19 protein-coding genes and 3 pseudogenes are annotated in these 25,878 nt (G+C 44.1%); 14 read left to right on the forward strand and 8 right to left on the reverse strand.

Annotated features, from left to right (window positions below):
- Positions 1–156: 156 nt before the first annotated feature.
- The gene (locus RIM23_RS10665) at positions 157–1,818 is read right to left on the reverse strand and encodes an adenylate/guanylate cyclase domain-containing protein (RefSeq protein ID WP_446366878.1); all 1,662 of its coding nucleotides are present in this window, start codon (positions 1,816–1,818) and stop codon (positions 157–159) included.
- 157 nt (positions 1,819–1,975) lie between these two features.
- Positions 1,976–3,517 carry an FAD-dependent oxidoreductase gene (locus RIM23_RS10670; RefSeq protein ID WP_446366880.1) on the reverse strand — a complete coding sequence of 514 codons (1,542 nt, stop codon included), beginning with the start codon at positions 3,515–3,517 and terminating at the stop codon, positions 1,976–1,978.
- Positions 3,518–3,678: 161 nt separating this feature from the next.
- On the opposite strand from RIM23_RS10670, the pseudogene RIM23_RS10675 reads away from it, so the two are divergent.
- Positions 3,679–3,972, forward strand: a pseudogene (locus RIM23_RS10675) (helix-turn-helix domain-containing protein); the annotation flags it as partial.
- Positions 3,973–4,099: 127 nt separating this feature from the next.
- Here RIM23_RS10675 and RIM23_RS10680 read toward each other — a convergent pair.
- Positions 4,100–4,255 carry a hypothetical protein gene (locus tag RIM23_RS10680; RefSeq protein WP_446366882.1) on the reverse strand — a complete coding sequence of 52 codons (156 nt, stop codon included), beginning with the start codon at positions 4,253–4,255 and terminating at the stop codon, positions 4,100–4,102.
- Positions 4,256–4,288: 33 nt separating this feature from the next.
- Here RIM23_RS10680 and RIM23_RS10685 point away from each other — a divergent pair, with 33 nt between their 5' ends.
- The 5 genes from RIM23_RS10685 to epsE all read left to right on the forward strand — a co-directional run bounded on the left by RIM23_RS10685 (position 4,289) and on the right by epsE (position 10,452).
- A complete protein-coding gene (locus RIM23_RS10685) occupies positions 4,289–4,435 on the forward strand; it encodes a hypothetical protein (protein ID WP_446366884.1) in 147 nt (48 codons plus the stop codon).
- Between the two features lie 149 nt (positions 4,436–4,584).
- Entirely contained in the window at positions 4,585–6,792 is a 2,208-nt protein-coding gene (locus RIM23_RS10690) for a hypothetical protein (RefSeq protein ID WP_446366886.1), read from the forward strand.
- Positions 6,793–7,019: 227 nt separating this feature from the next.
- Positions 7,020–8,009 (forward strand): hypothetical protein, encoded by a 990-nt coding sequence (locus RIM23_RS10695; protein ID WP_446366888.1) that lies wholly within the window; start codon positions 7,020–7,022, stop codon positions 8,007–8,009.
- A gap of 54 nt (positions 8,010–8,063) precedes the next feature.
- The gene (locus RIM23_RS10700) at positions 8,064–8,864 is read left to right on the forward strand and encodes a hypothetical protein (RefSeq protein WP_446366890.1); all 801 of its coding nucleotides are present in this window, start codon (positions 8,064–8,066) and stop codon (positions 8,862–8,864) included.
- A gap of 331 nt (positions 8,865–9,195) precedes the next feature.
- On the forward strand, positions 9,196–10,452 hold the full coding sequence (epsE, locus tag RIM23_RS10705; protein WP_446366892.1) for an exopolysaccharide biosynthesis GT4 family glycosyltransferase EpsE: 1,257 nt from the start codon (positions 9,196–9,198) through the stop codon (positions 10,450–10,452).
- Positions 10,453–10,665: 213 nt separating this feature from the next.
- On the opposite strand, the gene RIM23_RS10710 is transcribed toward epsE, so the two are convergent.
- Together RIM23_RS10710 and RIM23_RS10715 are read right to left on the reverse strand one after the other, a co-directional pair.
- Positions 10,666–11,751 carry a glycosyltransferase family A protein gene (locus RIM23_RS10710; RefSeq protein ID WP_446366894.1) on the reverse strand — a complete coding sequence of 362 codons (1,086 nt, stop codon included), beginning with the start codon at positions 11,749–11,751 and terminating at the stop codon, positions 10,666–10,668.
- 187 nt (positions 11,752–11,938) lie between these two features.
- On the reverse strand, positions 11,939–13,228 hold the full coding sequence (locus tag RIM23_RS10715) for a glycosyltransferase family 4 protein (RefSeq protein ID WP_446366896.1): 1,290 nt from the start codon (positions 13,226–13,228) through the stop codon (positions 11,939–11,941).
- A 788-nt stretch (positions 13,229–14,016) separates the two neighbouring features.
- On the opposite strand from RIM23_RS10715, the gene RIM23_RS10720 reads away from it, so the two are divergent.
- The 3 genes from RIM23_RS10720 (at position 14,017) to RIM23_RS10730 (ending at position 17,214) form a co-directional block, all read left to right on the forward strand.
- The gene (locus RIM23_RS10720; protein ID WP_446366898.1) at positions 14,017–14,820 is read left to right on the forward strand and encodes an LEVG family PEP-CTERM protein; all 804 of its coding nucleotides are present in this window, start codon (positions 14,017–14,019) and stop codon (positions 14,818–14,820) included.
- A 450-nt stretch (positions 14,821–15,270) separates the two neighbouring features.
- Positions 15,271–16,020, forward strand: a complete 750-nt coding sequence (locus tag RIM23_RS10725; RefSeq protein WP_446366900.1) for an LEVG family PEP-CTERM protein — start codon at positions 15,271–15,273, stop codon at positions 16,018–16,020.
- Positions 16,021–16,350: 330 nt separating this feature from the next.
- The gene (locus RIM23_RS10730) at positions 16,351–17,214 is read left to right on the forward strand and encodes a VWA domain-containing protein (protein ID WP_446366902.1); all 864 of its coding nucleotides are present in this window, start codon (positions 16,351–16,353) and stop codon (positions 17,212–17,214) included.
- 109 nt (positions 17,215–17,323) lie between these two features.
- Here the strand turns inward: RIM23_RS10730 and bchM are convergent, their stop codons facing one another.
- Positions 17,324–18,016 carry a magnesium protoporphyrin IX methyltransferase gene (bchM, locus tag RIM23_RS10735; protein WP_446366904.1) on the reverse strand — a complete coding sequence of 231 codons (693 nt, stop codon included), beginning with the start codon at positions 18,014–18,016 and terminating at the stop codon, positions 17,324–17,326.
- Between the two features lie 526 nt (positions 18,017–18,542).
- A complete protein-coding gene (gene nagA / locus RIM23_RS10740) occupies positions 18,543–19,691 on the reverse strand; it encodes an N-acetylglucosamine-6-phosphate deacetylase (protein ID WP_446366906.1) in 1,149 nt (382 codons plus the stop codon).
- A gap of 77 nt (positions 19,692–19,768) precedes the next feature.
- Between nagA and purE the strand changes: the two genes are divergently transcribed.
- The 5 genes and pseudogenes from purE to RIM23_RS10765 all read left to right on the forward strand — a co-directional run bounded on the left by purE (position 19,769) and on the right by RIM23_RS10765 (position 25,404).
- On the forward strand, positions 19,769–20,296 hold the full coding sequence (purE, locus tag RIM23_RS10745; protein WP_446366908.1) for a 5-(carboxyamino)imidazole ribonucleotide mutase: 528 nt from the start codon (positions 19,769–19,771) through the stop codon (positions 20,294–20,296).
- A 163-nt stretch (positions 20,297–20,459) separates the two neighbouring features.
- Positions 20,460–22,160: a beta-carotene ketolase CrtO gene (gene crtO / locus RIM23_RS10750; RefSeq protein WP_446366910.1), complete on the forward strand. Its 1,701-nt coding sequence runs from the start codon at positions 20,460–20,462 to the stop codon at positions 22,158–22,160.
- Positions 22,161–22,199: 39 nt separating this feature from the next.
- Entirely contained in the window at positions 22,200–22,754 is a 555-nt protein-coding gene (locus tag RIM23_RS10755; RefSeq protein ID WP_446366912.1) for a DUF2231 domain-containing protein, read from the forward strand.
- A 247-nt stretch (positions 22,755–23,001) separates the two neighbouring features.
- A pseudogene (locus tag RIM23_RS10760) lies at positions 23,002–23,445 on the forward strand (OsmC family peroxiredoxin).
- 291 nt (positions 23,446–23,736) lie between these two features.
- Positions 23,737–25,404: an alpha-amylase family glycosyl hydrolase gene (locus RIM23_RS10765; RefSeq protein WP_446366914.1), complete on the forward strand. Its 1,668-nt coding sequence runs from the start codon at positions 23,737–23,739 to the stop codon at positions 25,402–25,404.
- 230 nt (positions 25,405–25,634) lie between these two features.
- On the opposite strand, the pseudogene RIM23_RS10770 reads toward RIM23_RS10765, so the two are convergent.
- Positions 25,635–25,878 (reverse strand): annotated as a pseudogene (locus RIM23_RS10770) (photosystem II q(b) protein); the annotation flags it as partial.

Raw genomic sequence — 25,878 nt, forward strand, 5'->3', positions numbered from 1 at the left:
AATGAATGGCACCCTCCTTAAGCATTTTGGAATCTTGATATACCGTAGGGTGGGCATTGCCCACCAGCATGGTAAGTCAGTACCATTCAACCTAAGGAGATGGGGTAAGCGAATGATGTCCTACAGCCAATTCACGACGATCGGAAAAGTCTTCGCTTATAATTCAATATATTCAATTGTTGGGGAATTCTGTTTTCTTCCCCTGAGCAAATAACAATTCATCTCCCCCTTCCCTTTGACTTGAATCAGACCGCGATCTTCAAAATAATAGCGATGCTTGAGGCGTTTATAAGTGTCTTCCGTTACCTGAATACTCCCCGGTAAGCCGTGGGATTCCATGCGACTGGCAATATTTACCGTATCTCCCCACAAATCATAAATAAACTTTTTAATCCCAATAATCCCCGCAATCACGGGTCCGGTATGAATGCCAATGCGAATACTAAAAGACTTCCCGGTTTCTTGACAAAATTGCTCAATCACCCGTTGCATATCCAACGCCATATCCGCGATCGCTTCCGTGTGATTGAGCATGGGCATCGGTAGCCCCCCAACCACCATATAGGCATCACCAATCGTCTTAATCTTTTCTAAATGATGTGCCTCAACCAGTTGGTCAAACTCTGAGAAAATCACATTCAAAATCTCAACCAACTCAATCGGTGAGGTGTGAGACGCCAACTCGGTAAACCCGACAATATCGGCAAAGAGTACCGTAACCTCATTAAAATGATCCGCGATCGTCCGCTCTTCTCGCTTCAAACGATGGGCAATAGGTTCTGGCAAAACATTCAGCAGTAGGTGTTCTGATTTTGCGGTTTCCCGATCCAATGTTTTTAACGCCGAGGCAAACTGTTTAGCAATAATTACCGCCGCAATTAATGCCACCGACACAGCACCAACTAATAATACCATTGCCGTAGAACTGGTGCGCTCAATGGTAGAACCCGCTCGCTTTGTCTCCGCCTTTGCCAAGTCGATCAATTTATCGGCTAGTGCCTGTGCCTGTTGATCAAAATTGCGAATTTTATCCTGAATTTCTTTATCGATTTGAACGATCTCTTGGGCAACCAATTGGTAAGCATCTAGATATCTTAACGCCTGTCTCCGTTCCGTCGCATTAAACTTAGCACTTGCGTTAATCTGCTCACGTAACCTTTTCGCCGTTTCATTCAGCAACTCCATTTTTGCAGGCTGACGAGTAGATAAATATTCCTTTTCATAGGACTGCATTTCCTCGACAAGTTCGATCAACTCTTGAGCCTCTGCCAATTGCAGTCGATTCCGCAATAGGTTTGAATTTTGTTCTAGTTGCTCGATGACGCCAACATTATCAATCCCCAAATTACTCACCCAACCCACCGTTTCCTGGAAACTCCGAGAATATTGCTCGACAATTTCCACATACTCGACTAAATCCGGATTACTCTGCCGTTTAAATATCCCCCCCTGAACCTGAGCCAGAAGCTCTTGCAGTTGGCTACTAATATCGATAACTTTGTTAATCTCTTGGCGGTGTTTTTCGCGAAACTCATTCAGATTGGTACTGGAAAAATTAATACTGGGCCACCGTAAAAAAAAATCAATTTCCACGCGACGGGCATTGCGTAACGCCGCATCCATTTCAAATCCGCGCCGTTGAACTTCAATACTGGTTAGAAGCACCGCTTCTGTCTCATTACGCATTTGCCGCAGAGAGACAAAGCCCGTCATTGACACAATGCCAATTAACACCAGTAGCGCAATAAATGCTAACGCAAACTTGGTGGTGATGCTAAGTTTGCGGCCAGCTCCAGTCAGGCGCTTCCATCTTTTCATAGTCCCTTCTTACTTAGTCCTTCGCCATTTGCCCTTAGTTTGAAGTCGCCTTTCAATAACCAATGACTAATGATCCAGCAATCAATTTTGTAGAGACGTAGCATGCTACGTCTCTACAGCCTCCCTCATCTCCCCCACCATCCTGTGCCAAGTCAGATTAATAATCCCCCCCAGAACCATAGCGCCATGCATCCAGCCAACGGTGGTAATAGTATTGGGAAGTCGGGGGTAATCGATTTACTGGTTTGCTCATGAATTGTCCTAATGGATATAAGCCACTGTAGACACCCAGATTAATGTAATGCACCATCCAATCTAACAGCGTTGTTAACCCAACTTGGGGAATTACGGGAATTACCAGTCCCGGTTTAGTTAGGGAAATGAGTGTCAAGGTTTGGAACAATCCAGAAAACTGAACTACATCTTGCAGGAAAGGACGCAGTACGTCATCCCCCAACTGTGCCATTGTTTGAAAAACACCAGTGAGTAACTCATTGATTTGATTGGGGGGTAGATTTTGCTCAACTCCCACACTCATCGCCCGTTGAAACATCCAGGTAACGGCAATATTCGGCTGATAGGGTTGCAGTAGGGTCAAGGCGTCTTGAGTCAAAACGTCACAGCTAAGGGCTTCCTGGATGCCTTCTGTCAAACGTTTGAGGTGGCGCACCATGGAACCAAATCCGCCAAAACTTACAGGGGATTGAGCGCCACTGCTATCACCCACGGGCAAAATTCGATTCCATGGCATTTTAATTGGGCTTTCTTTATAGGATGGGAAAAAGCCAAATAACACTCGTTTAAAATCAATTTGGGATAGTTCCACCCCCTGATAGTCGGGCAATAGCCGTAGGTATTCCTCCATAAAAAACCCCAAACTGGGACGTTGGGGATGGGCATCAAGATAGCTGAATAGATAGGTGGTTCTGCCATCCCTGGCGGGAAACGCTTCCCAAAAGTATTGACAATGATTCTGAATGGGTGTAAAAGAGAAGATTAAATCCCCCGTATCATTCTCAGTAAAACCCTGAGCGCAACTGCCCACGACTAGACAAACCCCTTCCGGTTTTTCCCCCTGTCGCACTTGCTGAACAATAGGAGAGAAGTTGCCCATCGCATCAATCAGCAACCGAGTGTTTAACCCACCCGCCGCCTCGACGCGCACCCCATCGGGATGAATCACCGCCCCCTCAAATGCCGTTCCCTCCAAAAGCTGACCCCCAGCATCGAGAAACTTGGACTTGAGCGTATCCAGGAGGAAAACGGGGTCAACGCCAATATTTAGGACATCCCGCACCCAGACATCCTCTCCACCCAAAAAACTCACCCGACCAGGGTTATACTCAGATGCGATCGCGTCCTCTAATTCCTCAGGCGATAACAGGTCAAGTTCTAGGAATACCTCAAGTTCCGGGCGGGAAATATTCCACTCCTGATCCCTCCCCCGCAAAATCCCCCGTTCTAATACGGCGACACGCCAGCCGCGCTTTTGCAACGCAGCACCCAGGAAGATGCCTAAGGTACCACCACAGATAACGATATCCCAATCGATGCTTCCCAAAGGTTCAATTGATTCCTTAACCACCTGAGGAATCGGCGTGGTACCGTCTCGCAACGCTTGCCAGAATTGGTCAGCCTTCCGCAAGCCTCCCAAGACATCCCCCGGTAACTGGGAAAGAATTTGTTCAGTTTGATTCATGACTCTCTCTCTTGGCACAGATGCTCCCTCTACCAAACATTCTAGAGGTTGAGAGCCACTGGTTGAAACGCAGTGGATGAAAACCGACAAAAAGAATTTATCCTTTTGTTCCCGGATTATTCTACAAAAACGGGTAAAATACGGTAGGAGGTGATGAGCAAGTGTTAAGTTTAACTTACGAGTACAAGGCAATTCCTACACCCGAACAAGTTCAACTCATTGAGCATACCTTAACAGTATGCCGAAAAGTTTGGAACTATGCTCTACGCGATCGAAAAGATTGGCTGAATTCTCGCAAGTGCCAGGTTAATGCTTGTTCCATCACTTCTGAATACATCATTCCCACCGATGCGCCATACCCAAGCTATGCACAGCAGTGCAAGGCATTAACCGTCGCTAAACAGGAATTTCCAGAGCTTAAAACCGTTAATGCTCAAGTATTGCAGCAAGTGTTAATAGTCAAGAGTCATAGAAGCAGGAACAAAGGTGTAGAGGCATCTTTTTAAAATGCCTACAACATGCTTAAGAATTCCCTGCGTTTTAACCAGGGGAGTACGTCAAATCCTAATCTGCAAGGGGATGCTAGGAAAATTGCCGATCGGCTAAAATTGTTAATCTATCGGGAAAATTGGCAAATTTTGCTGGAAATAAGGCAGAAGACAGAGGGCAGAAGGCACAAGGAAAAGTGTCAGGTTGCAAGGGAGTAGAAAATTGAAACACCACTCCTGTTTTATTCATTCGTTAGTTAACACGTTGAGGAGAATCTGAACGATGAAAAAACTATTTTTATTAGCTATTATTGCTATCGGCTCTATTGGATTAAAGACTCCGGCTGTCGCTGAAACTGAAACCGCCGCATCGGGAAATGTCCAGGCTGAGTTTTTCTATCTAGCTGTGCGATCGCGCTACCATGTATAGATAGCCTTACACTTGACCAGGAAAGAGAAAAAACTAGGGGTGGGGAAACCCGCGTAGGCGGGTGCAAGTTTGTGTAGCTGCGGTTTCTAACCGCCCAGCGATTTCTCCGCGTCTACAACCGCCCAATTAACTATTATGTCTAATCTATCATGTCTAATCGCGCCGAAACCATAGCCGAAATTATAGAACAACGCCAACCCTTAGTTAAGAGCATCGCCGATGTCGAGGAACATCTGAGAAATCTGACTGACTTGCTCCGCTCCCTAGATCAACGGCGTCATATCTTACAGGATAAACTAGACGAACCGGAACTGTGCGATCGCCTCACCCAAATCGACTTTTCCCCATTGCGCTTACAGATTAGCACGCAACTGGAGCAACTGCATCAACTTCGCGATCGCTTCTGTCGCCCTACCTTAAATATTGGCGTCGTTGGACTCATGGGTCAAGGGAAAAGTACCTTCCTCCAAAGTATCAGTGGACTCACCGATGATGAAATTCCCGCCCTCCGAGGCGGCGCTTGTACCGCTGTTCGCAGCACCATTTATCATCAACCCGGAGACACCTACGCCGAGGTAACCGTTCATTCTGAACAGACTTTTTTACAAGAAGTCATTCAGCCCTACTATCAGGAATTAGACTTAGGGAATCCGCCCCAAACCTTAGACGAATTTGCCGGAACATTACCGGAATTTTCGGGAAGTGATGCGACCAAAAACTCAATGTATGAGCATCTCAAAGAAGATTATCATAAGCACTTACCCATGTACAGACACTTACTCCTGTCTGGCGCACCCCGAAAACTTCCCCCCATTCCCAAAGAACGGATTCATGAATATGTCGCCCAACGCCGCTTTCCCCAAGGCGAACTAATTACCTTTGACCATTTAGCCGTTCGCGAAGTTAAAATCTTCTGTCCCTTCAAAAATTCCGATGTCGGTAAAATTGCCTTAGTCGATGTACCCGGTTTAGGAGATACTCGCTTAGGCGATGAAAAACTCATCCTAGAAACCATCGGACAAGAGGTAGATTTAGTAATTTTTATTCGCCGTCCCGATAGACTCCGCTATGGATGGGAAAAACGGGATACAGATTTATATAATACCGCAGCAGAAGCATTAAATAATCTAGAGAATCGCTCATTTATGATTCTCAACCACGTCACCGGAACCGATGACAACCTAGAAGCTTGCCAAAAACACCAAACCAGTATCCACGATAAACATATTGATGTCATCCGCTGCAAAATTGCCGATTGTGCTAATCCAGAGGAAACCAATGGGATTCTTGATTTAGTTCTCAACTATCTGGCAAATAACATCACCTATTTAGACGAGCAACATGCCCGCATTTATCAGAAAAAACTTAAGAAACTGCAAATTTCAATTAATGGCGAACTAGAAAAAGCTCGTCAAGTTTGGTCAGGAGGATTAATCGTTGACGACATTAATGAGCAAGGAAAATTCTTGCGTCTATTCAACAAATTCTGGGCAAATCTAACGCGAGGGCTGGAAGAATTATTAGATCACCTGGATATCGCCAAGGATCGCGATGAACAAGATATCTTTAAACAACAGGTTGAATCGATTATCCAAACCTGCAAAAGCGATACCGGACTTCCCACCGAGGAACCCCTGAACGAAATTATTGCCCGACGTTTTGAAGAAGGGGATTGGCAAACCACCTACGCCAAATACCTCCATGAAATCCGCAATCATCTCACCCGACATTTCCACGCCATGGACATGGGGTTAAAAGAGTATGTGGAACAGGCAAAGTCTCAGGTAACTGAGGTACTGGTGAATCAAGGAAATTTCGGCGAACTCACACCAGCCAGAGGGTCAGCATTTCTCAAAGCCATGGCAGAACTTATACCCGATAATTTAGTCCGGCTCAAACACGCTTTTCAAACCCTATCAAATTTTGAAATGTCCTACAAGGCAAACTTTCATTATCGGATTCGTCCTCATTTAGACAATCTAAATCCCGACAAAACTAATCTGCGACTGTCTGCATCGAATACCACAGAGTCGCGGGAAATCAAAGCAAAGGAAATCCTTACCTACTTAGAAACCTTGCAAGAAGAAGCCCTGTTTAAATGTCAACATGCCCTAGAGGATTTTTATGGAGAACCGGGTCAAGCCGCTTTTGCCCAAGTCGAAGAGTTTGTCGATCAGGTTTTGCGAGCTAAAGATGTTAAAAATGAATGGCAAATCTTTCTCTTTCAAGAAAAAGCTCAAGTTTGGTTGAAGGAGTTTGGTGAAAATCAAGAGGGCGATGATCGTCAGCAGTGGCTATCATTAGTCGATCAAGCCATAGCGACTAACTCACTCAAAGAACTCCAATTCTTAAATTAATTGAGGCTTCGCTCGTAGTGAGCGCTTTAGCGCTTTGTTCCGCTTTCCTATTAACTGAAGTCCGACGACTGCCCCTACATTTTAAATGAGATACACAGAGTTGTTGAGAATTATATTAAAATTAAGGGCGGGTTTTGTATAAAAATTAAGACAAGAATCAATATTAATCCCTAAACCCGCCCCTACAGACGTGTCATGGCGCGTCTCTACCCAAAGGATGGAGAAAGATGCCTAAAGAACTCAATATAACCATGCTAGGTGCCAGTGGAGTTGGTAAAACCACATTATTAACCTCAATGTATGAACAATTTGAGGCAACCAGTCGTCAAGCTAATCTGCAATTAAAACCCGATATCGAAACAGCAGCAATTCTAGAACGGTATCTCGCCCAACTCAAAAGTTTAACCTACGAATTTAAAGCCGATGAACGCACCAAAGGAATTCGGGGAACCCTAGCCGTCGCTGGACCGGAATCCTTACCCTCTTACCGTTTTGATTTAGGATTAAATGACAAAAAAGATTACCTGCGGCTTCAGTTTCGAGATTATCCCGGCGGCTATATTTTACCCAGTGATGTAGCGGGGAGGCGATTTGTGCAGAAGATGTTGCGAGAATGTGCAGCAGTTATCGTGGCAATTGATACGCCAGCGCTGATGGAACTCAATGGTAGATGGCATGAAGTGAGAAATAAGCCCGATGAGATTATGACATTGTTTAAAACAGCATACCAAAAGTTGGATGAACCCAAGTTAGTCATTTTGGCTCCTGTCAAGTGTGAAACTTATATGCAAGATGAAGTGTCTGCCAACAATCTCATCAAACAGATTCAAGAAAAATATGCACCGTTACTGGACTTTTTTCAAGAGCCAAGACGAGCTGATAAAATTGCCGTAGTCACAACTCCGGTGCAAACCGTTGGCTGTGTCGTCTTCTTGAAAATCGAGGTAGAAAATCTCAATCAACCCCGATTTTATTTTCGCAAGACGAGTTTTAATGCCAAATATAGTCCCCAAGATAGTGAGCAGTTGCTGCGGTATCTATTGCGATTCCTGTTAAAAGTTTACATTCAAAATCGCAATTGGTCAATATTTAACATCGTGCGGGAAGTTTTCAACCCTGATGCTCAACTCAAGCAAGCGGTAGAGCAGTTTGCTCAAGGATGCAAAACAAACAAAGGATTTGCTGTCCTACAAGGTAAATCATTGTTAACACTTTAGAACTTGTCATTTGTCTATACAAATCAAAACTATTTTACAAATAGGAATAAACTGATGGATATCTATATCCAGAGTCGCGGCTTTGAACAAGACTATGATTACCGTTGGCTACAGGTTGGTAACGATGGGTCAATTCAACCCAAATTGCCACCCATCGGATTGACAGTAACCCATTTAATCGATCGCGAGACACCAACGGTTGTGTTAGAACGATTAATGGATAACCATTTGCTGCTGCTACTGACAGGACTTGAACCCAAAGGACGAGTCGATTTTCTAGACCGCCAAATCCGCATCGCCATGGCTTGGGTGGGTGCAACGACTGACGAACCCCTGCTGCGAAGTTTAGCCGCATCTGCATTAATTGACCAAGAGTATCATCCCCTAGTGGCACAACTTAATCAAGCGGTATGCTTAGGAGGTAACTATGGCTTTCAGGTGTCATTACCTCAGATGCAAGGATTGGTTACCGTAGTACGAAATCCTCAGCAACTATCCAGTGAACCGCCGACTCTCACCCCCAAAATCGGACGGAATATCGCGACGCTCAGACAGGAGTTAGCCGAAGAACTACGAACCTGTCATTTACCACCAACCCCAGGTATTCTCATCGTAGTCACCGGGATTAAGAAACCAGAAACCCTACAAGAGGCTGGCGTATGGCGCAGTCTATCCACCCTAGTAGAAGGCGATAGTTGGCAAGATTTATCCCCTCAACCCTGGTTTTTACCCGCCAATTTCCAGGAGGGAACCCAATCCAAGAATCCCCTAATCTGGCTCATGGTTTTGATATCGATTCTCTCCTATTGGTTAGCATCCCTTGTGAAATTGCTATCGAGTCAAAAAGATACCTAGCCAGGGCAGATTGAGTAGAGACGCGCCATGGCGCGTCTCTACCATAAGATGCGTCCTAACCGCTATGGCGATTGCTATACATCTGGGTGAGGTAAGCTGATATGTATTTAAATTGGATACTCCCTATTTCCTGGGGAGCATGTCAGTTTTGCACAAAATGTTCTCGTAGGTTGGGTTGAGGAACGAAACCCAACAGGCTAACGATGGCGTTGGGTTTCGCTTACGCTCTACCCAACCTACAAAGGTGACATGCTCCCATTTCCTGTTTCCTTGTCCTCATGCTCAAATAGTAAAACCCGCCCCTATACCCAACTCACCACTCAAAACGAATATGAATCGGAGTATTGGTTACCTGCTTCCCGAATTTCCCGGACAAACCCACATTTTCTGGTGGCGAGAAATGAACGCCCTAACCCGTATGGGTATCGATATTGATATTGTCTCCACGCGGCGTCCCCTCTCAAAACTCATGTCCCATACCTGGGTTCAAGAGGCACAACAACGCACCACTTATCTCTTTCCTCCCAGAGCCAACCTATTAGGTATCCTTCTCGAACTACTACGCTGTGGTATTCCCGGTTGGTTCCGTTGCTGGCAAGCAATCTTAACCGCTAAAGATGTTTCACTCTCTGGCAGGTTGCGACTACTTGCCCTCGCCTTCATTGGAGCGGAAGTATCCAATTTAGCCAGACGCCGCAATTGGCAGCATTTCCATGTCCACTCCTGTGCAGATGGGGCAAATATTGCCATGTTTGCGGCTTTAATTTCCAAACTTTCCTATAGCCTCACGTTGCATGGTCCTCTAAGAGACTACGGACCTAATCAAGAGCAAAAATGGCAGCACGCCGCATTTGGAATTGTCATTACCCAACAGCTATACGAAGAAGTCCAAAACTCTTTAGCTAACTATCTGCCGAAAACAATAAAAATTGCCCCAATGGGCGTTGATTTAGATGTGTTTACCAGAACTAGCCCCTACTCTCCCTGGGGGCGACAGGGTACTTGCCGGATTTTTAGCTGTGGGCGTCTCAATTTCTGCAAAGGGTATGTCGATTTGATTGCGGCTGTAGATATCCTGAGAAAACAAGGAATCAATGCCGAATTAAAAATTGCTGGAGAAGATGAACAAGGTGGAAATGGGTATAGAAAGGAGTTGGAAACCCTGATTCAAACCCTAGGTTTAACCAACTCTGTTTCTCTTTTAGGTGCTGTTTCGGAAGACAGGGTTAAAGCCTGTTTAGAAGAGGCTCACATCTTTGCCCTTGCCAGTCTGCGTGAACCCTTAGGTGTGGCAATTATGGAAGCCATGGCGATGGAGTTACCCATTGTTGTCACAGGTTCTGGTGGCGTTAAAGAACTTGTGGAAGCGGGAGTCAATGGGCTACTGGTAGAACCCCAAGCCCCCACCCAATTAGCCGATGCCATCTCCCGATTATTACATAATTCTGAATTATCTATACGTTTAGGTCAAGCCGCACGGGAAAAAGTAATTCAACAGTTTCAAGCCAAACGTAGTGCCAAAGTTTTGTATGATGCCATGACCGAACTTTATCCTACTCCCATAGAAACTCTAAGCGGTAAGTTATAACCTAAACAAGCTTCGTAGTGGCGTGACACACCTTATTTGGTGGATGAAAATTCCGCCCGGAAACGCAACAGGATATAGGGCTAAAGCCCTTACTACGAACCCAAGCTAATCTATCAAATGATGTGTGCCACGCCAGTAGGGTGGGCACTGCCCACCAGCCTTAAGTCAATACCATCTCCCTGAAGTTAGTGTCATTCAACTGAATATCAAAAGTCATGAGAATAACTTTGAATCATTTTCTTTATTAAGCAATTCCGCTTGAAAACGCGGATACCACTCTCGTAATTGCTGCTTATCCATCTGCATCAGCTTAGGTACTAATTTTAGAGCTAACCATGCGCCGCGTGCATGAGGAAACCCTCGATTCGGATTAGCACAATCTCGCAGAAATTCTAGCAAGGCGCGGCTGAGTGCAAATCGGACGACCAAGATATTGACCCTATGCTTTACTGTTCGGTGCGCCAAAAATAAAGCAATCGGATTTAAAATAACCAGCACAGAATTTTTATACCGATTAATTCTAGAAACGGCTGTCTGTTCGTGAAAAAGTTTAGCTCGACGAGCTAAGACAAGAGCCGAGGTTCGAGACACACGATAGCTAACATCCAAATCATTAACTGTACGACTAATTAATTCCTCAAATCCGCCAATCTCTTTCAGTGCTGACGTCCGAAATGTCATCCGACAGCCATGAAACAGCACCACATTATTAATCGAGGTTTTCTTGGCTAATTCAGAAAGGTCATAGCGATGATACGTTCCGTCATAAGGGATAAAGAGGTTTTGTATATGCCAAAGCTTATGGAATGGTTTAAGGAAATGATCCCATAAATTTAGTTTGTCGGGTTGCTTGTTCGTTTGAACCGGATTATCAGATGGGCTGTTTTTCTGATCCTTTTCCCTGGTGGACGGTGGCTGAGGAACCATTAACGCCATCACTCCACCCACTAAATCTTCCTCATCTTGCTCATAAACTTCCATGATTTCTTCCGCACAATCAATGTACATAAAAGAATCATCGTCTAGATAAAATACGACATCGCTATCGCAGAAATTTAGCCCAATGTTTTGCTGATAAGTTAGGGATTTTTTATCAGAGCCTACATAAATTAACTCAATAGACTTAGCGGTTAGAGCGAATGAATTTAAAATGCGAGTTTTCGACAACTCCCACTCATCGCTCGCATCAACAACGATGATTTGTTTTGGAGGACGAGTTTGAGCAACGATTGTCGGCAAAGAGCGCTCTAAAATTGCTCCTCTATTTAAAGTGGGAATAATAGCTGACCAGCTTAGCATAATTTTTATCCGAATATTTACTACCTATAAATCAAACTTAAACTTGAATATCACTGACTTAAGTCTGGTGGGCAATGCCCACCCTACGGCATATCAAAGGTTTTGGCGACTCACAATGCTATATTTCAGTGCCATTCAACTTAAACTTAGCTTAGATAACTAAACACAAATCATAACTTTATCTGCATTATTTATCCAGGCTCCTTTTCTCACTAATCATTTGTTCATAAATTTCGACTATCTCAATGGCTTTACGTTCCCAGGTAAACTGTCTAGCTCGCTCAATCGACTTAACTGACATAGATTCTCGTAGTTGATCATCTTCAACTAAAATTTTAATTTTCTGAGTTAGCTCCTGAGTCAAATGCTCAGGGGAAATTGGCTCGATTTTGAACCCTGTTTCTTCAGTAACATATTCACCAATACCACCATAATTTACAACAATGCAAGGCAGTCCATTCGCCATAGCTTCTAAGACGACAGCACCACCAAATTCTCGGATAGAGGGAAAGCAAAAAATATCAGCTTGCCGATAATAGTCAAGGGTTTGGGATTGAGGCACCCAACCAATAAATTGAACAATATCGTTTAACCCTAGTTTCTGTACAAGGTTTTCCAGTTTAATTTTTTCTGAACCATCCCCAACAATAGTTAATTCAATTTTATTTAGAATCGTTGGATTTAATTGACCTATAGACTTAATCACTATATCGGCACATTTGTAAGGAACTAATCTACCGACAAACAGTAAATGAATTTTGGCATCTTGTTTTGGCTGCTTTTGGGTCAATACAAAACGGGAATCAATTCCATTTTCAAAAAATAGACTAATTCGAGAATCGGAGATTTTAAATAAGCGTTTTAACAGATTCAATGTATAAGTTGAACCCGCCAATATTCTGTCTGCTTTTTTATAGGTTTCTCTGTAGCCAGGGATTAAAAATCGACCGATGGCTCTCAAGAAATTTAGGTAAGCAAATTCTTCTCTAGCTTTTGTTCTAAATCCTGGAGGAAAAGGAATACCTCCATTGACAGGTCCAAGCAGAAAAGGAGTCTGCTGACACACCTTATTTATTTTGTAAGGATACCTCGGTATCATCGGGGTTATCGCATGTACAATATCATAATCACCGTTGAGGATTTTTTCTTTAAACTGACGATAGACTTTATGGTTAAAATCTGCATATATTGGATACATTAAGCTATTGTATAATTGCCATTTTGTTTTGTTTTTGTAAGTGAGATTTTCAACGAGACTATAGTAACGCTTTAAGACATCCATCTCCTGTATGTAAACAATGCGATTATTGGGTTCTGATATTTCCTTGATATCTTTTTCATTTCTGTCATGAGTAACTAGGGTTGTCTCGACAATCTGGCTAATTGCTTGAAAGTATTTATATCCTTCCAAGGGGACAGACTGCCAACGTGGGTTACATTGTTCTATTATGAGCAATACTTTGATGTTATATTTCATTGTAGGCTTGAACTCATTTTTGGCAAAAATAACATAAACTCTTTGGGTTTGCCTTATTCATGGCAGTAATCGTTTTAATAGATTAAATTCAATGCTTGAATGAATAACTATAAGTTATTCTTATACAAAATAGACTCTCAAACTCTCATCAATTATGAGTTGACGTGGATTAATTTTTATGAAAATTTATAATCAATGGTCTTTCTGCGATCGCATAACTTAACAAAACTTAATATAATCTTGTTGATTTTTTGTTCAACTCTTGAGCCGTCAAGCTCTGTCGCCTGCATTTCTCACAAGTTTTGTCCTCATACTCTCATACTCCTCGGAACCTTTATCAGGGAGTAGGTTTCGAGCCTTCTTGACCGACCCATAATTTGGGCAGAGTGCGGAAACCCTGATTATACGGTCAATTCAGATAGTATAAGCCCAAGGGCGATCGCGGTGAGAAATCCGGGTGTAGAAACGTTGCGGGAGAACATCTCTATACTGACCGATGGGGTCTAAGACGTTTTTCGCCAATTCTTTACACAAGCTTCATTGTTAATTTATCAAAACTTTATAGACAACGGCTCAAATAGGGGTATTATTTGGTTAGTGAATAAAAACACTTGGCGGCTACGAGCAAAACTGAAATCTAACAACTGCTCTAAAACACAGTTTATCGCTAACGGTCAAGAGAGGATTAATAAATAGCTATTGAGTCTCTAAATCACAGAAGCAGTTATAGAAGCCAGCTCAAGTTTTGCCAACAACTAGGTCAATCTACTTTATCAGGAAACAAGATCATGAAATCTCTCTCAACTTTTTTCCGTCAATCCACTACCGTCGCCTCGCTACTTGCTGCCTCTACAGTCACTGTAGGGCTTATGGCACCCTCGGCTTCAGCGATTACGTTACTTCCTCCGCAAGATCTGGAAACGGAAATTAATGTGGGTGTAACAGGCAGTGCAAGTGGTTGCCTTGATGCTAACAAATGTATAGATCCTAGTTTTCTTCCTTGGATAAAAAGTATAGAGAGTTTGGTAGATGAGACTAGTGGGACACAGAGTCGCTTGTTTATTGATATATTAGGAGAAACTAATTCAGTTTATGATGGTGGTTCTTTAGGTACAGCAACCCTGAGGGCAAAGGATCGTGGTACGACCCCAGGTGGAGCATGGTTCCGTCCCTCAGAAACAAATGCTGATGGCTCAGTTGGCGAAGAACAGGGACAACTAGAAGTTGGTACTTACAAATTTACTTTCACTAAGCTAATTCCTCAACTAAAAATCAAATATTTCGATACAGAGTCCACTAATTCAACGGGAGTGCCTAATTTTATTGCTGACATGCTGGACATTAACCCAGAAGCCATGCTAATTTCAGGAGAAAATCCCGTTCCTGCCGGATCAGATGGTAACGTTTATTACCAGACCTGGACAGATGTTAGCTTTATTACCTTAAAGTTAGGTAAAGATACAGCAGGCACAGGTGATGGTGTTGACTTCCAGATAATTAAAGATGTACCAGAACCAGGAACTGTCTTGGGATTAGGTGCTCTGGCGATGGCAGGTGCTTTCGGCTTACGCAAGCGCAACAAAAAAGCCTGATCTCTAAATTTCCCCAGAAGGTGCTAAAGGTTAAGAACTTTAGCACCTGAACACAGGTTCGGTTAACCCTACTATCAAAACTAAGGGATTTTCACAAACATCAATGTTCTCTAGCAATTTCCAATTGTTGCTGGTACAGCATGGTTCTATAAGATACCACATATTTATAAGAAAACAGTATTGTAAAATACAAAATCATTAATGTTATGAAATAGAGACGGGACATGTCCCGTCTTTACTATGTCGCGTCTTTATTTCGTGTCACCGCTAACACCTATGAGAAGAGGCTTTACACCAGCTTTACATTAACTTTACAAAAACTTTATAGAGAATCTCATAAATTAACGCTAGTATTTGTCAAGACTCAGCTCAACCTTGGCTCAATTGGCGCCAAATGGTCATGCTCAAGACATTCAATTAGGTCAATCTACTCCTGGAAATCACAAATTTATGAAATCGATTTCAAATTTTTTGAGCAACTGTGCTATTGTAAGCACGTTGATTGCCGCCTCTACAGTAACTGTAGGGATCGTAGCTCCTTCGGCTTCAGCTTTGTCCCTGGTTCCTCAACAGGAAGGCGAAGTTCAACTCATAAATTCTGGTTTTACTCCTATAGGTCCATTAGTGACGCTTCCTGACTTAATCAAAAGTGTGGAGAGTTTAGAAAATCCCGATGGTAGCTTCAGTCGTCTATTTGTTGACGACCTAAGCACCGCTAATAACTACGGTGGCACTATACGGTTTGGGGCAGGAGATTTAGGTACAGTTACATCAGGGTTTTGGTATCGTCCCTCGGAAGTAGAGGAAGAAAACGGGCAATTGGAAGTCGGAAAATTTCAGTTCATGTTCACTGAAACTTTGTCGAAACTCACTATTAAATATTTCGACACCGAGACTTCTAACACTACTGGTGTTCCTAACTTCTTAGCCAATGCTAAAACTGACGGGATATTGGTCGAGGGGAAAAATCCTGTTCCTGCAGGAGCAGATGGCAATATCTATACCCAAACGTGGCAAAATATTAGCTTCATTACCCTAAAATTGGGTAAAGATAAGCCCGTTGGCACAGGTGATGGCGTTCAATTCCAGTTACAAGCTGAACTCTTAGCAAGCGTACCTGAACCGGGAACCGTCTTTAGCTTAGGTACTCTGGCAATGGCAGGTGCTTTCGGTTTACACAAGCGCAACAAAAAAGCCTGATGCCTAAATTGGTTAAATAGGTGCTAAACTCAGCCTTTAGCACCTGTAAAAATCGTTCAATAGATGCCAAGGGATTCGAGATATTCATCTCCAATCCCTATTTAATTGCTCATATCACACCGTCGTGGTGTGGCACGTCTAATTTTATGCATTAGATTGGGTTTGTAGTCACGGATGCGAACCCAAAATTTTGTTGGGTTGACGCAGGGAACCCAACCGACAGCACCACCTCCATAATAGTACATATCAGCTATATGTGATATCTGGAACACACTTAACAATTCTTAATTCAATCCATGTCGATCAACCGATGGACTGTAGCGACTTCAGATGTCTATTTATAATCGGGTGGCAAAAACCATTAAACTATTCATATCGGGTCTCTCGGCAAAATGCCCCAAAAAACAAAGGGCTACTACGCTGAGCAATCCGCCCATTTTGCATCAAGCAACGATTATTGAAGCCAAAAATACGGGCGTTATTCAAAAAGGGGACTGTATGCCAAGTAAAAAACTTTTTAACCGAGATGTTTTCATGCTCATCGACCAAAGTGGGTCAATGGTGAGAAGAGATTCAGAATTTAATAATAATATTCGCTGGAAAGTTTTACCGGAAGTCATTGAAGGGCATGTCTATCGCATTCTCAATGAAACCAGTCTGGATGGGGACAAGGTTTGTCAAGAAATTGCCCTAACTTTTTTTAGTCCGAATCGCCCCTGTGACAAAATCATCTACCTTGAAGATACAGCTCAGGTTCCCAGCATCTTTGATGAAAACCAGCCCGATAGTAGCACGTTTATTACACCCACACTTGAGCAAGTTATTAATCAATGGTTTGCCAATCGTGAGGCGAATCGGGAAGCGTTTATTATCATTTACACAGATGGTCAGTTTGATGACAGAGATAAGTTTTTGAACTTGATTCAGACAACCAGCGCCAGACTGAAAAGTCAGGATGAACTGAAGATTGTCATTATCGGGTTTGGTAGTGAATTAAATCCCAAGTTTTATCTTGAACTGGATAAAAATGTCAGGGGATTTACAGATTCTAAGGGATTAGATTGCAATATTGTGGTTTTTGACTTGTTAAGTAAAATGCCCAATATTATTGAGCTACTGAACCGTCAGCTCGAAAATCCAACGGCAGGTTTACCGATGTGGGCAAAGGATCAATATCCTGATTTGTTTGCTTGAAAATAGTTTGTAGTGAGAACTTTAGTTCTCTAACGTCTAGCTGGACAGGGCTAAAGCCCTCACTACGAACCCAATCTATTGCACGAAATATTGTACTCCTACAGGTCGCTTAATCTGAATTTCGCGTTGCTTCTAAGAGGTAAGAAAAGTAAAACTGGGTACTGGTCATTTCCGTGCGTTGAATGGAAAAGCCGTTACGCTCCAATATTTTGATAATATCAGTTCTGCGGTGTAGGTAAGCACGAGTGGTTTTAGAAGGACCGGGAAATAACTCGCCAATTTTTTTGAGCAAACTGTATACAAAGTTTTTGGGAGCAAAGCTCACAATTAAGCGTGACTCGGCTAGACAAGCAAGATGGGAGATCATCTGATCAGCTTTATCTTGGGGATAATGAATCAGCACATCCAGACAAATAACCGTGTGATAACTCCCGCTCAAGTCTTCCAAATCCTGTACGGCAAAGTTAAGATTGTCAGAATTCGCCAAGCTAGCGCCAGCCTTTTCCTTGGCTTCACCGACCATTTTTTCGGAGATATCACTGGCAAAGACTTTCGCACCTGCTTCAGCTAGGGGAATGCTGAGACTTCCCACACCACAGCCAGCGTCACAGATAGATAACTCGGCTAAATTGCCATCAGCCTTAAGCCAGCTTAGGACAGTATCGACGGTTTGCTGGTGTCCATTACGGATATCCAGTTGGACTTTATTCACCTCGCCCTCGCCATAAATTCGCCGCCAACGGTCAAATCCAGTGGCGTTGAAATAATCTTTAACTACGGTTTTATCATCAACGGTGTTCATAAAAACTCCTTCGTTGTGGGAAACCCTGTGTCCCTTCGCTTCGCTTGAGGGCAAGCTTTAGACCAGGGAGGAACACGCGGTAGCGGTTTAAGAAGCATAATTTTTTAGGGGGTGGAGGGGTATGGTTGCCCCTCCAATTGTCTCCCATTTCTGGGGTAAAGTTAGCCTCGCCAATGTTATCAGTCGGTAACTATCCAAAAGCACTGTTTCAGTGACCTTAAAACTGTTTAACTTTTTGGTTCTAGAGCAGTAGACTGGCTATCGCATCTACGCACCATCTCTTTAACACTTGCCGATAACGTAGTGCGCTTAGCACTTAGGCTGGTAAGCACAGCTTTAACTTACTTGGCTAAAGCTCCGTGTCCCTTCGCTTCGCTTATCGGGCAAGCTTTAGACCGGGGTTGCTTACAGAGTCAGTTTGGATGGAGGAGTGAGGACGAGTGAAGTACTCCGGCAAGCTCCGCTGAAGCCGGAGCTTAAATACTTTACCATGAGCTAGGTTTTCCCTTCCTTAACAAATGACAAATCACCCATTGAATGTCAAAGGTTGCCAACTCAATTTTGATGTTTCCTCATGCCAATGCCATCGCAACAAATTAGCAGGTTGTCCAACCCCAATCCCTGGTAAACGGATCGCGTGTCGAGGGGACTCCGTTGCTAGGGCGATCGCACTCTCGATTCCACACAGTCCCCACTCTACCAAATTCTGCACTCCCACCAATAACGGTAAGGTGGTTCCCGCTAATGTACCATCCGTTAATCGTGCCGTACCCTGTTTCACTTCTATTTGACGCTCATCCCAAGGATAAATCCCATCACCTAATCCTAACGGTGCTAAAGCATCACTCACCAGAAATAATCCCGCTTCATACCCACTCGCTTGTAGTAGAATTTGTAACATTGTCGGACAAACATGCTGTCCATCCGCAATCACCCCACAGCGCACTTGAGGATGGGTTATGGCGGCACCGAGTAATCCGGGTTGCCGATGGTGTAATCCCGGCATCGCATTAAAGGCATGAGTTACCATTGAAGCACCTAAGGCAAAGGCTTCCTCCGCTTCAGCGGCTGTTGCTTGGGAATGACCTAAACTTACGGTAATTCCTAAAGAACGCACATACGCGATCGCCTCACCTGTTTCGTCTAACTCCGGCGCTAGAGTCATCACTTTGACCAGTTTGCCATAATCCCCCAAAACTTGCTTGACATTTTTTAGGTTAAGTGGTAATAAATACTCTGGAGGATGCGCTCCTCGCTTCTGAGGATGCAAGAAAGGTCCCTCCAAATGCACTCCTAAGATTTGCGCCATTCCCGGATGGTGGGAAGAGGTGGCTAAAAAATCAGCAATCACGCCTAGCGATTGTTGAATTTTCTTGATCGAGGTGGTTACCAAGGTGGGTAAAAACCCATCAATCCCCTGATTCGATAGAAATTGGCAAATACGCTGTAATTTCTGGTTATCCCGGAGAGTTAAATCAGGAAACGCCAAACCCAGCGCCCCATTAATTTGTAAATCGACCCCAGCTAAGGAGAGCCAATCTCCTGTAACATCGAGAGTAGCGGCATCAGGAGCGATATCAGTCATGGGTGCGATCGCGGAAATTTTTCCCTCAGCATCAACCCTTACTTGTTGCAAGCCTGGATAACCCGGTACTCGTGCATTAATAATAATCATATTCTTTATAATTAATCCTGCATCATTTTAATTCAGGGAACTCTGAACAGGAAACAGCCAAACAGGACGAATGACAAATGACAAATAACAACCCCCTAATTGGTATTATCATGGGCAGTGATTCCGACTTGCCCACAATGCAGGGTGCGATCGCAATTTGTGAAGAATTCGAGGTTTCCTGCGAAGTCGCGATCGTTTCCGCGCACCGAACTCCCCAACGCATGGTAGACTATGCCCAAAGTGCTCATCAGCGTGGACTCAAGGTGATTATCGCCGGAGCTGGAGGTGCGGCTCACTTACCCGGTATGGTGGCGTCTCTGACACCGTTACCCGTCATCGGTGTTCCAGTTCCCAGCCGCCATTTACAAGGGGTGGATTCTCTTTACTCAATTGTGCAAATGCCAGCCGGAATTCCTGTGGCTACAGTAGCCATTGGCAATGCTAAAAATGCCGGGTTGTTAGCCGTGCAGATTTTGGCATCCCAGCAATCTGAGTTACTCGAACGAGTGCAGCAGTATCGCCAGAGTTTAACTCAATCGGTCATGGATAAGCAAGCGGCGCTAGAAAAGTTGGGGTATCAACAATACCTGTCGCAGAATAATTAACTTCTTGTGTGAAGTTAAAAACCAATCGATACTTTATCTTTGACGAAACTATCAAAACCTGCGAATCAAAGAAAACCTCTTCCTTCTGATAGATTCAACAAACCGTTCAGTTTCCTCTACTTTATGGAAAATATCAGCCAATACCTCTACTTTCCTCTACTTTATGGAAACTTATGATGTCATCATCATCGGTGCAGGTCATAATGCTTTAGTCTGTGCAGGCTATTTACTCAAGTCAGGTTACAGCGTTTTGCTACTAGAAAAGCGCTCTATCGCAGGTGGAGCCGCTACAACTGAGGAAGCCATGCCGGAAGAAGCTCCGGGCTTCTACTTCAACCTCTGTGCGATCGATCACGAATTTATTCACCTAGGACCGGTTGTTGAAGAACTAGAGTTAACCAAGTTTGGGCTTGAGTATCTATACTGCGATCCCACTATTTTCTGTCCTCATCCAGATGGCAAGTATTTCTTAGCTCATCATTCCGTCGAAAAAACCTGTGCAGAAATCGCTCGCTATAACCAGCGTGATGCACAGAAGTATCAAGAGTATATGGACTTTTGGCATCGCCTTATTCAAGCCATTACTCCTATATTCAACGCACCCCCTAAATCGGTTATTGACATTTTAGGGAACTATGGGTTGCATAACCTGCAAGATCTCCTTTCATTGTTAGGAGGTGTGGATGACACCCTGGACTTGATCCGTACCATGCTGACAAGTCCTAAGGATTCATTAAATGAGTGGTTTGACTCAGAATTTCTCAAAGCCCCCTTGGCTAGACTTGCCTCTGAACTGGGGGCTTCTCCGGCAGAGAAAACGATCGCGATGGGTGCGATGATGATGGCACTCCGCCATGACCCTGGTACCGCCAGACCTCGCGGGGGTACGGGTGCATTAACCCAAGCGTTGGTTAAGCTGGTAAACCATCATGGAGGCACGATCTTATGTGATCAGCAGGTTGAGCAGATTTTAATCGGCAACAATGGACGAGCCGAAGCCGTTCGGGTTGCAGGGGGTCAAGAGTATCGGGCGACAAAAGGGATTATCTCCAGCATTGATGCCCAGCGTCTATTTCTTCAGCTTATTGATCCAGCCGATGCCCAAGCGATCGCGCCTGAGTTAAACGAGCGGATCAAGCGTCGGATTGTCAATAGTAATGACGGCATTTTGAAGATCGACTGCGCCCTCTCAGAAGCGCCTCGTTTTGAAGCTTATGACCATAAAGATGAATATCTAATGGGGTCAGTGCTAATTGCCGACTCGGTCAATCAGGTAGAAGCGGCTCATAATTTGCCCATCATGGGACATATTCCTGAACAGGATATCTCTTTGTGGGTGGCTGTGCCGACAGTCCTCGATCCTTCGATGGCGCCAGAGGGCAAACATACTCTCTGGATTGAGTTCTATGCCCCCTATCAAATTCGAGGCGCTGAAGGGACGGGTTTATTTGGTACAGGTTGGACAGAGGAGCGCAAGAATCAAGTCGCAGATCGGATCATTGATAAGTTAGCCGAGTATGCACCAAACGTCAAAGATTCCGTTATTGCCCGTCGAGTGGAGAGTCCGGCTGACTTAAGCGATCGCCTGGGGGTTTACAAAGGCAATCATTACCACATTGATATGACCCTAGACCAAATGATATTCTTCCGTCCTCTACCCGAAATTGCCAACTACCAAACCCCGATTGACGGATTATTCCTGACGGGGGCAGGAACCCACCCCGGTGGCTCAATTTCCGGTCTACCTGGACGTAATTGCGCCCGCGTATTCCTCAACACCCAACAACCTTTGAGCCAGAACTTTAAAGAAGCCGGAAACTGGCTTAAATCCCGATTTGAGTCTGTTTCTCAACTTGCACGATAAAGCAGTGATTTAATCCCATACAACCATGCGGAGAAAAACATGGAAACTAGAGATTTTCAAACTCAAAGCGAAAACGTTCCTTATCCGAGTATTCCACCCCTCATCGATAGCCGAGAGACAGAATATCGGGGAACAGGAATTACCAGTTCTGTCGCGATTTTTGGTCACCCTATCCATCCAATTATTGTCATCTTCCCGATCGCGTTCTTGAGTGGGCTAGCGGGTACAGATATCGGTTATTGGCTAACCCACGATGTATTTTGGGCAAGAGCCTCAGTTTGGTTATTGGGAGTGGGATTACTCTCAGCGATTGCCGCAGCAGTAGTGGGTATTGTAGACTTCCTGCGTATATCCAGAGTCCGTGAGCGTAGAGCCGGTTGGGTACATGCGCTGCTCAATGTAGCGGTACTGGTGTTGAGTGGTGTTAACTTTTTCCTCCGATTGGGCAATCCAGTCACGATTATTCTTCCCGTAGGACTGATTATCTCGTTAATAGTGTCAATCTTACTATTAGCCAGTGGTTGGTATGGTGGTGAATTGATGTTCCGTCATAAGGTTGGTATTGTCGGTCCCGGTGAGACTCATGTCTCTTAGGGTGCATGTCAACGCAAGTAGGTTGGGCTCTTGGAACGAAACCCAACTTATCCGGTTAGCTGGAATATTGCGTGCTTTCCCTGACATGCTTCCTGTCTCTTAATGCTAAGAAGATAAGGCAGGATCTACCTTGTGGCACATGAAGTTGCTAACCATAACTCATACCATAAACTGGCGAATAATGTGAATAACGCAGCAGCGTTTAACAAAAGAGAAAATCCATTCAATAACACTAGGAGGTAGGAGTTTGACTACACTAACCAGAACGGCACAAGCACAATGGAATGGTGACTTGAAACGCGGCAATGGTCACATTAATGCATCAAGTCATATCCTCAACGATACTCCCTACACCTTTTCCACGCGCTTCGAGGATACCCCAGGTACAAATCCTGAAGAACTGCTTGCCTCTGCCCATGCTGCTTGTTATTGTATGGCGCTTGCCCATACCTTGACAGAAAAAGGCTATCAACCTGAAAGTCTCCAAACCCAGGCATTCTGCTCACTATAATCCCAGGAAAATGGGGGATTCAAGATTACCAAAATGCGTCTAGCCACACAAGGACAAGTTCCTAACCTGGACAATACTCTCTTTGGGCAGATTGCCCAAGAAGCGGAGAAAGTTTGTCCGATTTCTAATGCCTTGCGTCAAAATGTAGAAATCGAACTTGATGCGGCTTTAACGTCATAGTTCATGGTTTATAGTCCAAAATCACAGCCGATATTCTGCTGATGCGGTAACGTCCCAGTTTTACCTCGATATCAGAGACTCTCCTAGTGACAATTTATTTTCCGATTTGAGGAGAGTAGAGACGTAGCGTGCTACGTCTCTACCGAATAGCTTGGATCTTTCTTTACCGTTCAAGGCTTCGGCTGTTTTCTTTATCAACTAATACGACAATAAATAGTTGGATTCAAATCCCCATCTAAAACTTGGACAGTTGCCCATTGTCTTTCATAAAATTAAAAAAGAGAACCATTTATGTCAAGTTCAATTGAATTTAAACTACTCGTTCCTTATAACAAAGGAGCCGCCTTAATTGGATCTTTTTCAGATTGGCAAGAAGTCCCAATGGAAAAAGATGAAAATGGTTATTTCCGCACCAATGTTGATCTAGAAGATGGGGTTTATCACTATAAATTCCGAGTCCAGTCTAAAAGTTGGTCAAATGAACCCGATGAATGGGTAGAAATCATTGATCCCTATATAACTGAACTCACTCCAGATACAAAAAATGGAGTCGTTCGGATTAAAGAAGGGGAACGGCTTGTCGATACCTACGTTTGGCAGCATGACGATAAACCTTTACCAGCCAACCATGAGTTAGTCATTTATGAACTCCTCGTTTCCGATTTTTATCACCGTGAGGGTGATAATGAAAAGCGGGGACAGTACCAGGATGTTATTGCCAAATTAGATTACTTGCAGGAATTGGGAATTAACGCGATCGAGTTGATGCCAGTAAACGAGGCTCCTGGCGAGTATAACTGGGGTTATACTCCGACTTACTTTTTTGCACCACAGCCCAACTACGGTTCAACGGAAGACTTAAAGCAGCTCATTGATGAATGCCATGCCAGAGGTATTCGGGTTATTTTAGACCAACTTTATAACCATTCCTCTGAAGAAAGCCCACTCCTGCAAATTGACCGGGATTACTGGTATTATCATGATCGTCACCATCCCGATGACCCCTTTTACTGGGGACCAGAGTTTAACTATAATCATTATGATGAACACCGAGACGCCATTCCAGCTCGTGATTTTATGAAGGCTGTCGTGCGGTTCTGGATTCAGGAATACCACATCGATGGCATTCGGTACGACGCATTAAAGCAACTGGATAACCGTGACTTCCTGAATGAACTGATCGAGGAAACTAAAAACGCAGTATTTTCCAAACCCTTCTACAACATCGGCGAACATATTCCAGAGAACCCCGATCTGATAAGTCCTAATGGACCGATGGATGGATGCTGGCATGACAATTTTTATCATCAAATTATACCCCATCTTTTAGGAGACGAGTTCAATCTAGAGCAGCTAAAACAGGCACTAGAACCTAAGCAGCAAGGTTATCCCGAAGGTATTACTAAGGCAATTACTTACCTGAGTAATCACGACCAAAAACGTCTCATGGTTCAATTGGGAGAACATAGCATTCTTGATGATGCTGCCTTCAAACGAGCGAAGTTAGGGGTGGTTCTCTTAATGACAAGTGTAGGCGCTCCCATGCTCTGGATGGGTGAAGAGTTTGGCGAACGCACAGACATCAATGTTGACGAAAAGAATCAACAACTGGAATGGTCCTTGTTAGAGAATGAACGGAATGGCGGTTTATTTGAGTATTACAAAGGTTTAATCGCACTACGCAAGCAAAATCCAGCTCTCCAGACTGGCAACCTTAAATTTTTCCATGACGGCTCTGATGGCAAAGTCTTTGCTTATGAGCGCTGGAATGATCAAGGTTCACGGGTTTTTGTTATTGTCAACTTCTCCGAGCAGTATTTAGAGGGCTACCAAGTTCCTGATATTCCGGAAAACGGAACCTGGCATGAATGGACAAGAGACTACGATGTTCAAGCAGAGGATAATCAATTAACCATTGATATGGGTGAATACGAAGCACAAGTTTTCGTCTGGCAGTAACGTTGAAGCAAGAGGAGGCGATTGAAATCGCTGCTACAAAAACAAAGTCAGCCTGCGCGGACTAGATTATAACGGGAGTAGCTAACCCGGATTTAGTATCATTGTGCCCGTCCGCTCCCTCCAGCAGAAGCAGGCTCATGGAGGAGATGCAAACCACTCGTAAAAAGATGCGAAAAAGCTGTAGGGTGGGCATTGCCCACCCTACGTTTTACCAAATCTCTATCGGAGAACTAGCCGTTGATGCTAGGAGCCGTCAGAGCTACGGGAGTAGCCTCACCAGCCGCCAAGTCTAAGGGGAAGTTGTGAGCATTGCGCTCGTGCATGACTTCAAAGCCTAAGTTGGCGCGGTTGAGTACGTCTGCCCAGGTGTTGACTACACGACCTTGGGAATCCAGAATCGACTGGTTAAAGTTGAATCCGTTGAGGTTGAATGCCATGGTGCTGATACCCAGTGCTGTGAACCAGATACCAACC

It is taken from the genome of Coleofasciculus sp. G3-WIS-01 (assembly GCF_040223135.1).
GTDB lineage: Bacteria > Cyanobacteriota > Cyanobacteriia > Cyanobacteriales > Coleofasciculaceae > Coleofasciculus.

Excerpts from the sequence above, each read along its gene's own strand:
- nagA (WP_446366906.1), bottom strand. The coding sequence starts at position 19,691 with ATGATTATTATTAATGCACGAGTACCGGGTTATCCAGGCTTGCAACAA.
- RIM23_RS10755 (WP_446366912.1), top strand. The coding sequence starts at position 22,200 with ATGGAAACTAGAGATTTTCAAACTCAAAGCGAAAACGTTCCTTATCCG.
- crtO (WP_446366910.1), top strand. The coding sequence starts at position 20,460 with ATGGAAACTTATGATGTCATCATCATCGGTGCAGGTCATAATGCTTTA.
- RIM23_RS10665 (WP_446366878.1), bottom strand. The coding sequence starts at position 1,818 with ATGAAAAGATGGAAGCGCCTGACTGGAGCTGGCCGCAAACTTAGCATC.
- purE (WP_446366908.1), top strand. The coding sequence starts at position 19,769 with ATGACAAATAACAACCCCCTAATTGGTATTATCATGGGCAGTGATTCC.
- RIM23_RS10765 (WP_446366914.1), top strand. The coding sequence starts at position 23,737 with ATGTCAAGTTCAATTGAATTTAAACTACTCGTTCCTTATAACAAAGGA.
- RIM23_RS10685 (WP_446366884.1), top strand. The coding sequence starts at position 4,289 with ATGAAAAAACTATTTTTATTAGCTATTATTGCTATCGGCTCTATTGGA.
- RIM23_RS10725 (WP_446366900.1), top strand. The coding sequence starts at position 15,271 with ATGAAATCGATTTCAAATTTTTTGAGCAACTGTGCTATTGTAAGCACG.
- RIM23_RS10730 (WP_446366902.1), top strand. The coding sequence starts at position 16,351 with ATGTCTATTTATAATCGGGTGGCAAAAACCATTAAACTATTCATATCG.
- RIM23_RS10670 (WP_446366880.1), bottom strand. The coding sequence starts at position 3,517 with ATGAATCAAACTGAACAAATTCTTTCCCAGTTACCGGGGGATGTCTTG.
- RIM23_RS10690 (WP_446366886.1), top strand. The coding sequence starts at position 4,585 with ATGTCTAATCGCGCCGAAACCATAGCCGAAATTATAGAACAACGCCAA.
- RIM23_RS10700 (WP_446366890.1), top strand. The coding sequence starts at position 8,064 with ATGGATATCTATATCCAGAGTCGCGGCTTTGAACAAGACTATGATTAC.
- epsE (WP_446366892.1), top strand. The coding sequence starts at position 9,196 with ATGAATCGGAGTATTGGTTACCTGCTTCCCGAATTTCCCGGACAAACC.
- bchM (WP_446366904.1), bottom strand. The coding sequence starts at position 18,016 with ATGAACACCGTTGATGATAAAACCGTAGTTAAAGATTATTTCAACGCC.
- RIM23_RS10695 (WP_446366888.1), top strand. The coding sequence starts at position 7,020 with ATGCCTAAAGAACTCAATATAACCATGCTAGGTGCCAGTGGAGTTGGT.
- RIM23_RS10680 (WP_446366882.1), bottom strand. The coding sequence starts at position 4,255 with ATGAATAAAACAGGAGTGGTGTTTCAATTTTCTACTCCCTTGCAACCT.
- RIM23_RS10715 (WP_446366896.1), bottom strand. The coding sequence starts at position 13,228 with ATGAAATATAACATCAAAGTATTGCTCATAATAGAACAATGTAACCCA.
- RIM23_RS10720 (WP_446366898.1), top strand. The coding sequence starts at position 14,017 with ATGAAATCTCTCTCAACTTTTTTCCGTCAATCCACTACCGTCGCCTCG.
- RIM23_RS10710 (WP_446366894.1), bottom strand. The coding sequence starts at position 11,751 with ATGCTAAGCTGGTCAGCTATTATTCCCACTTTAAATAGAGGAGCAATT.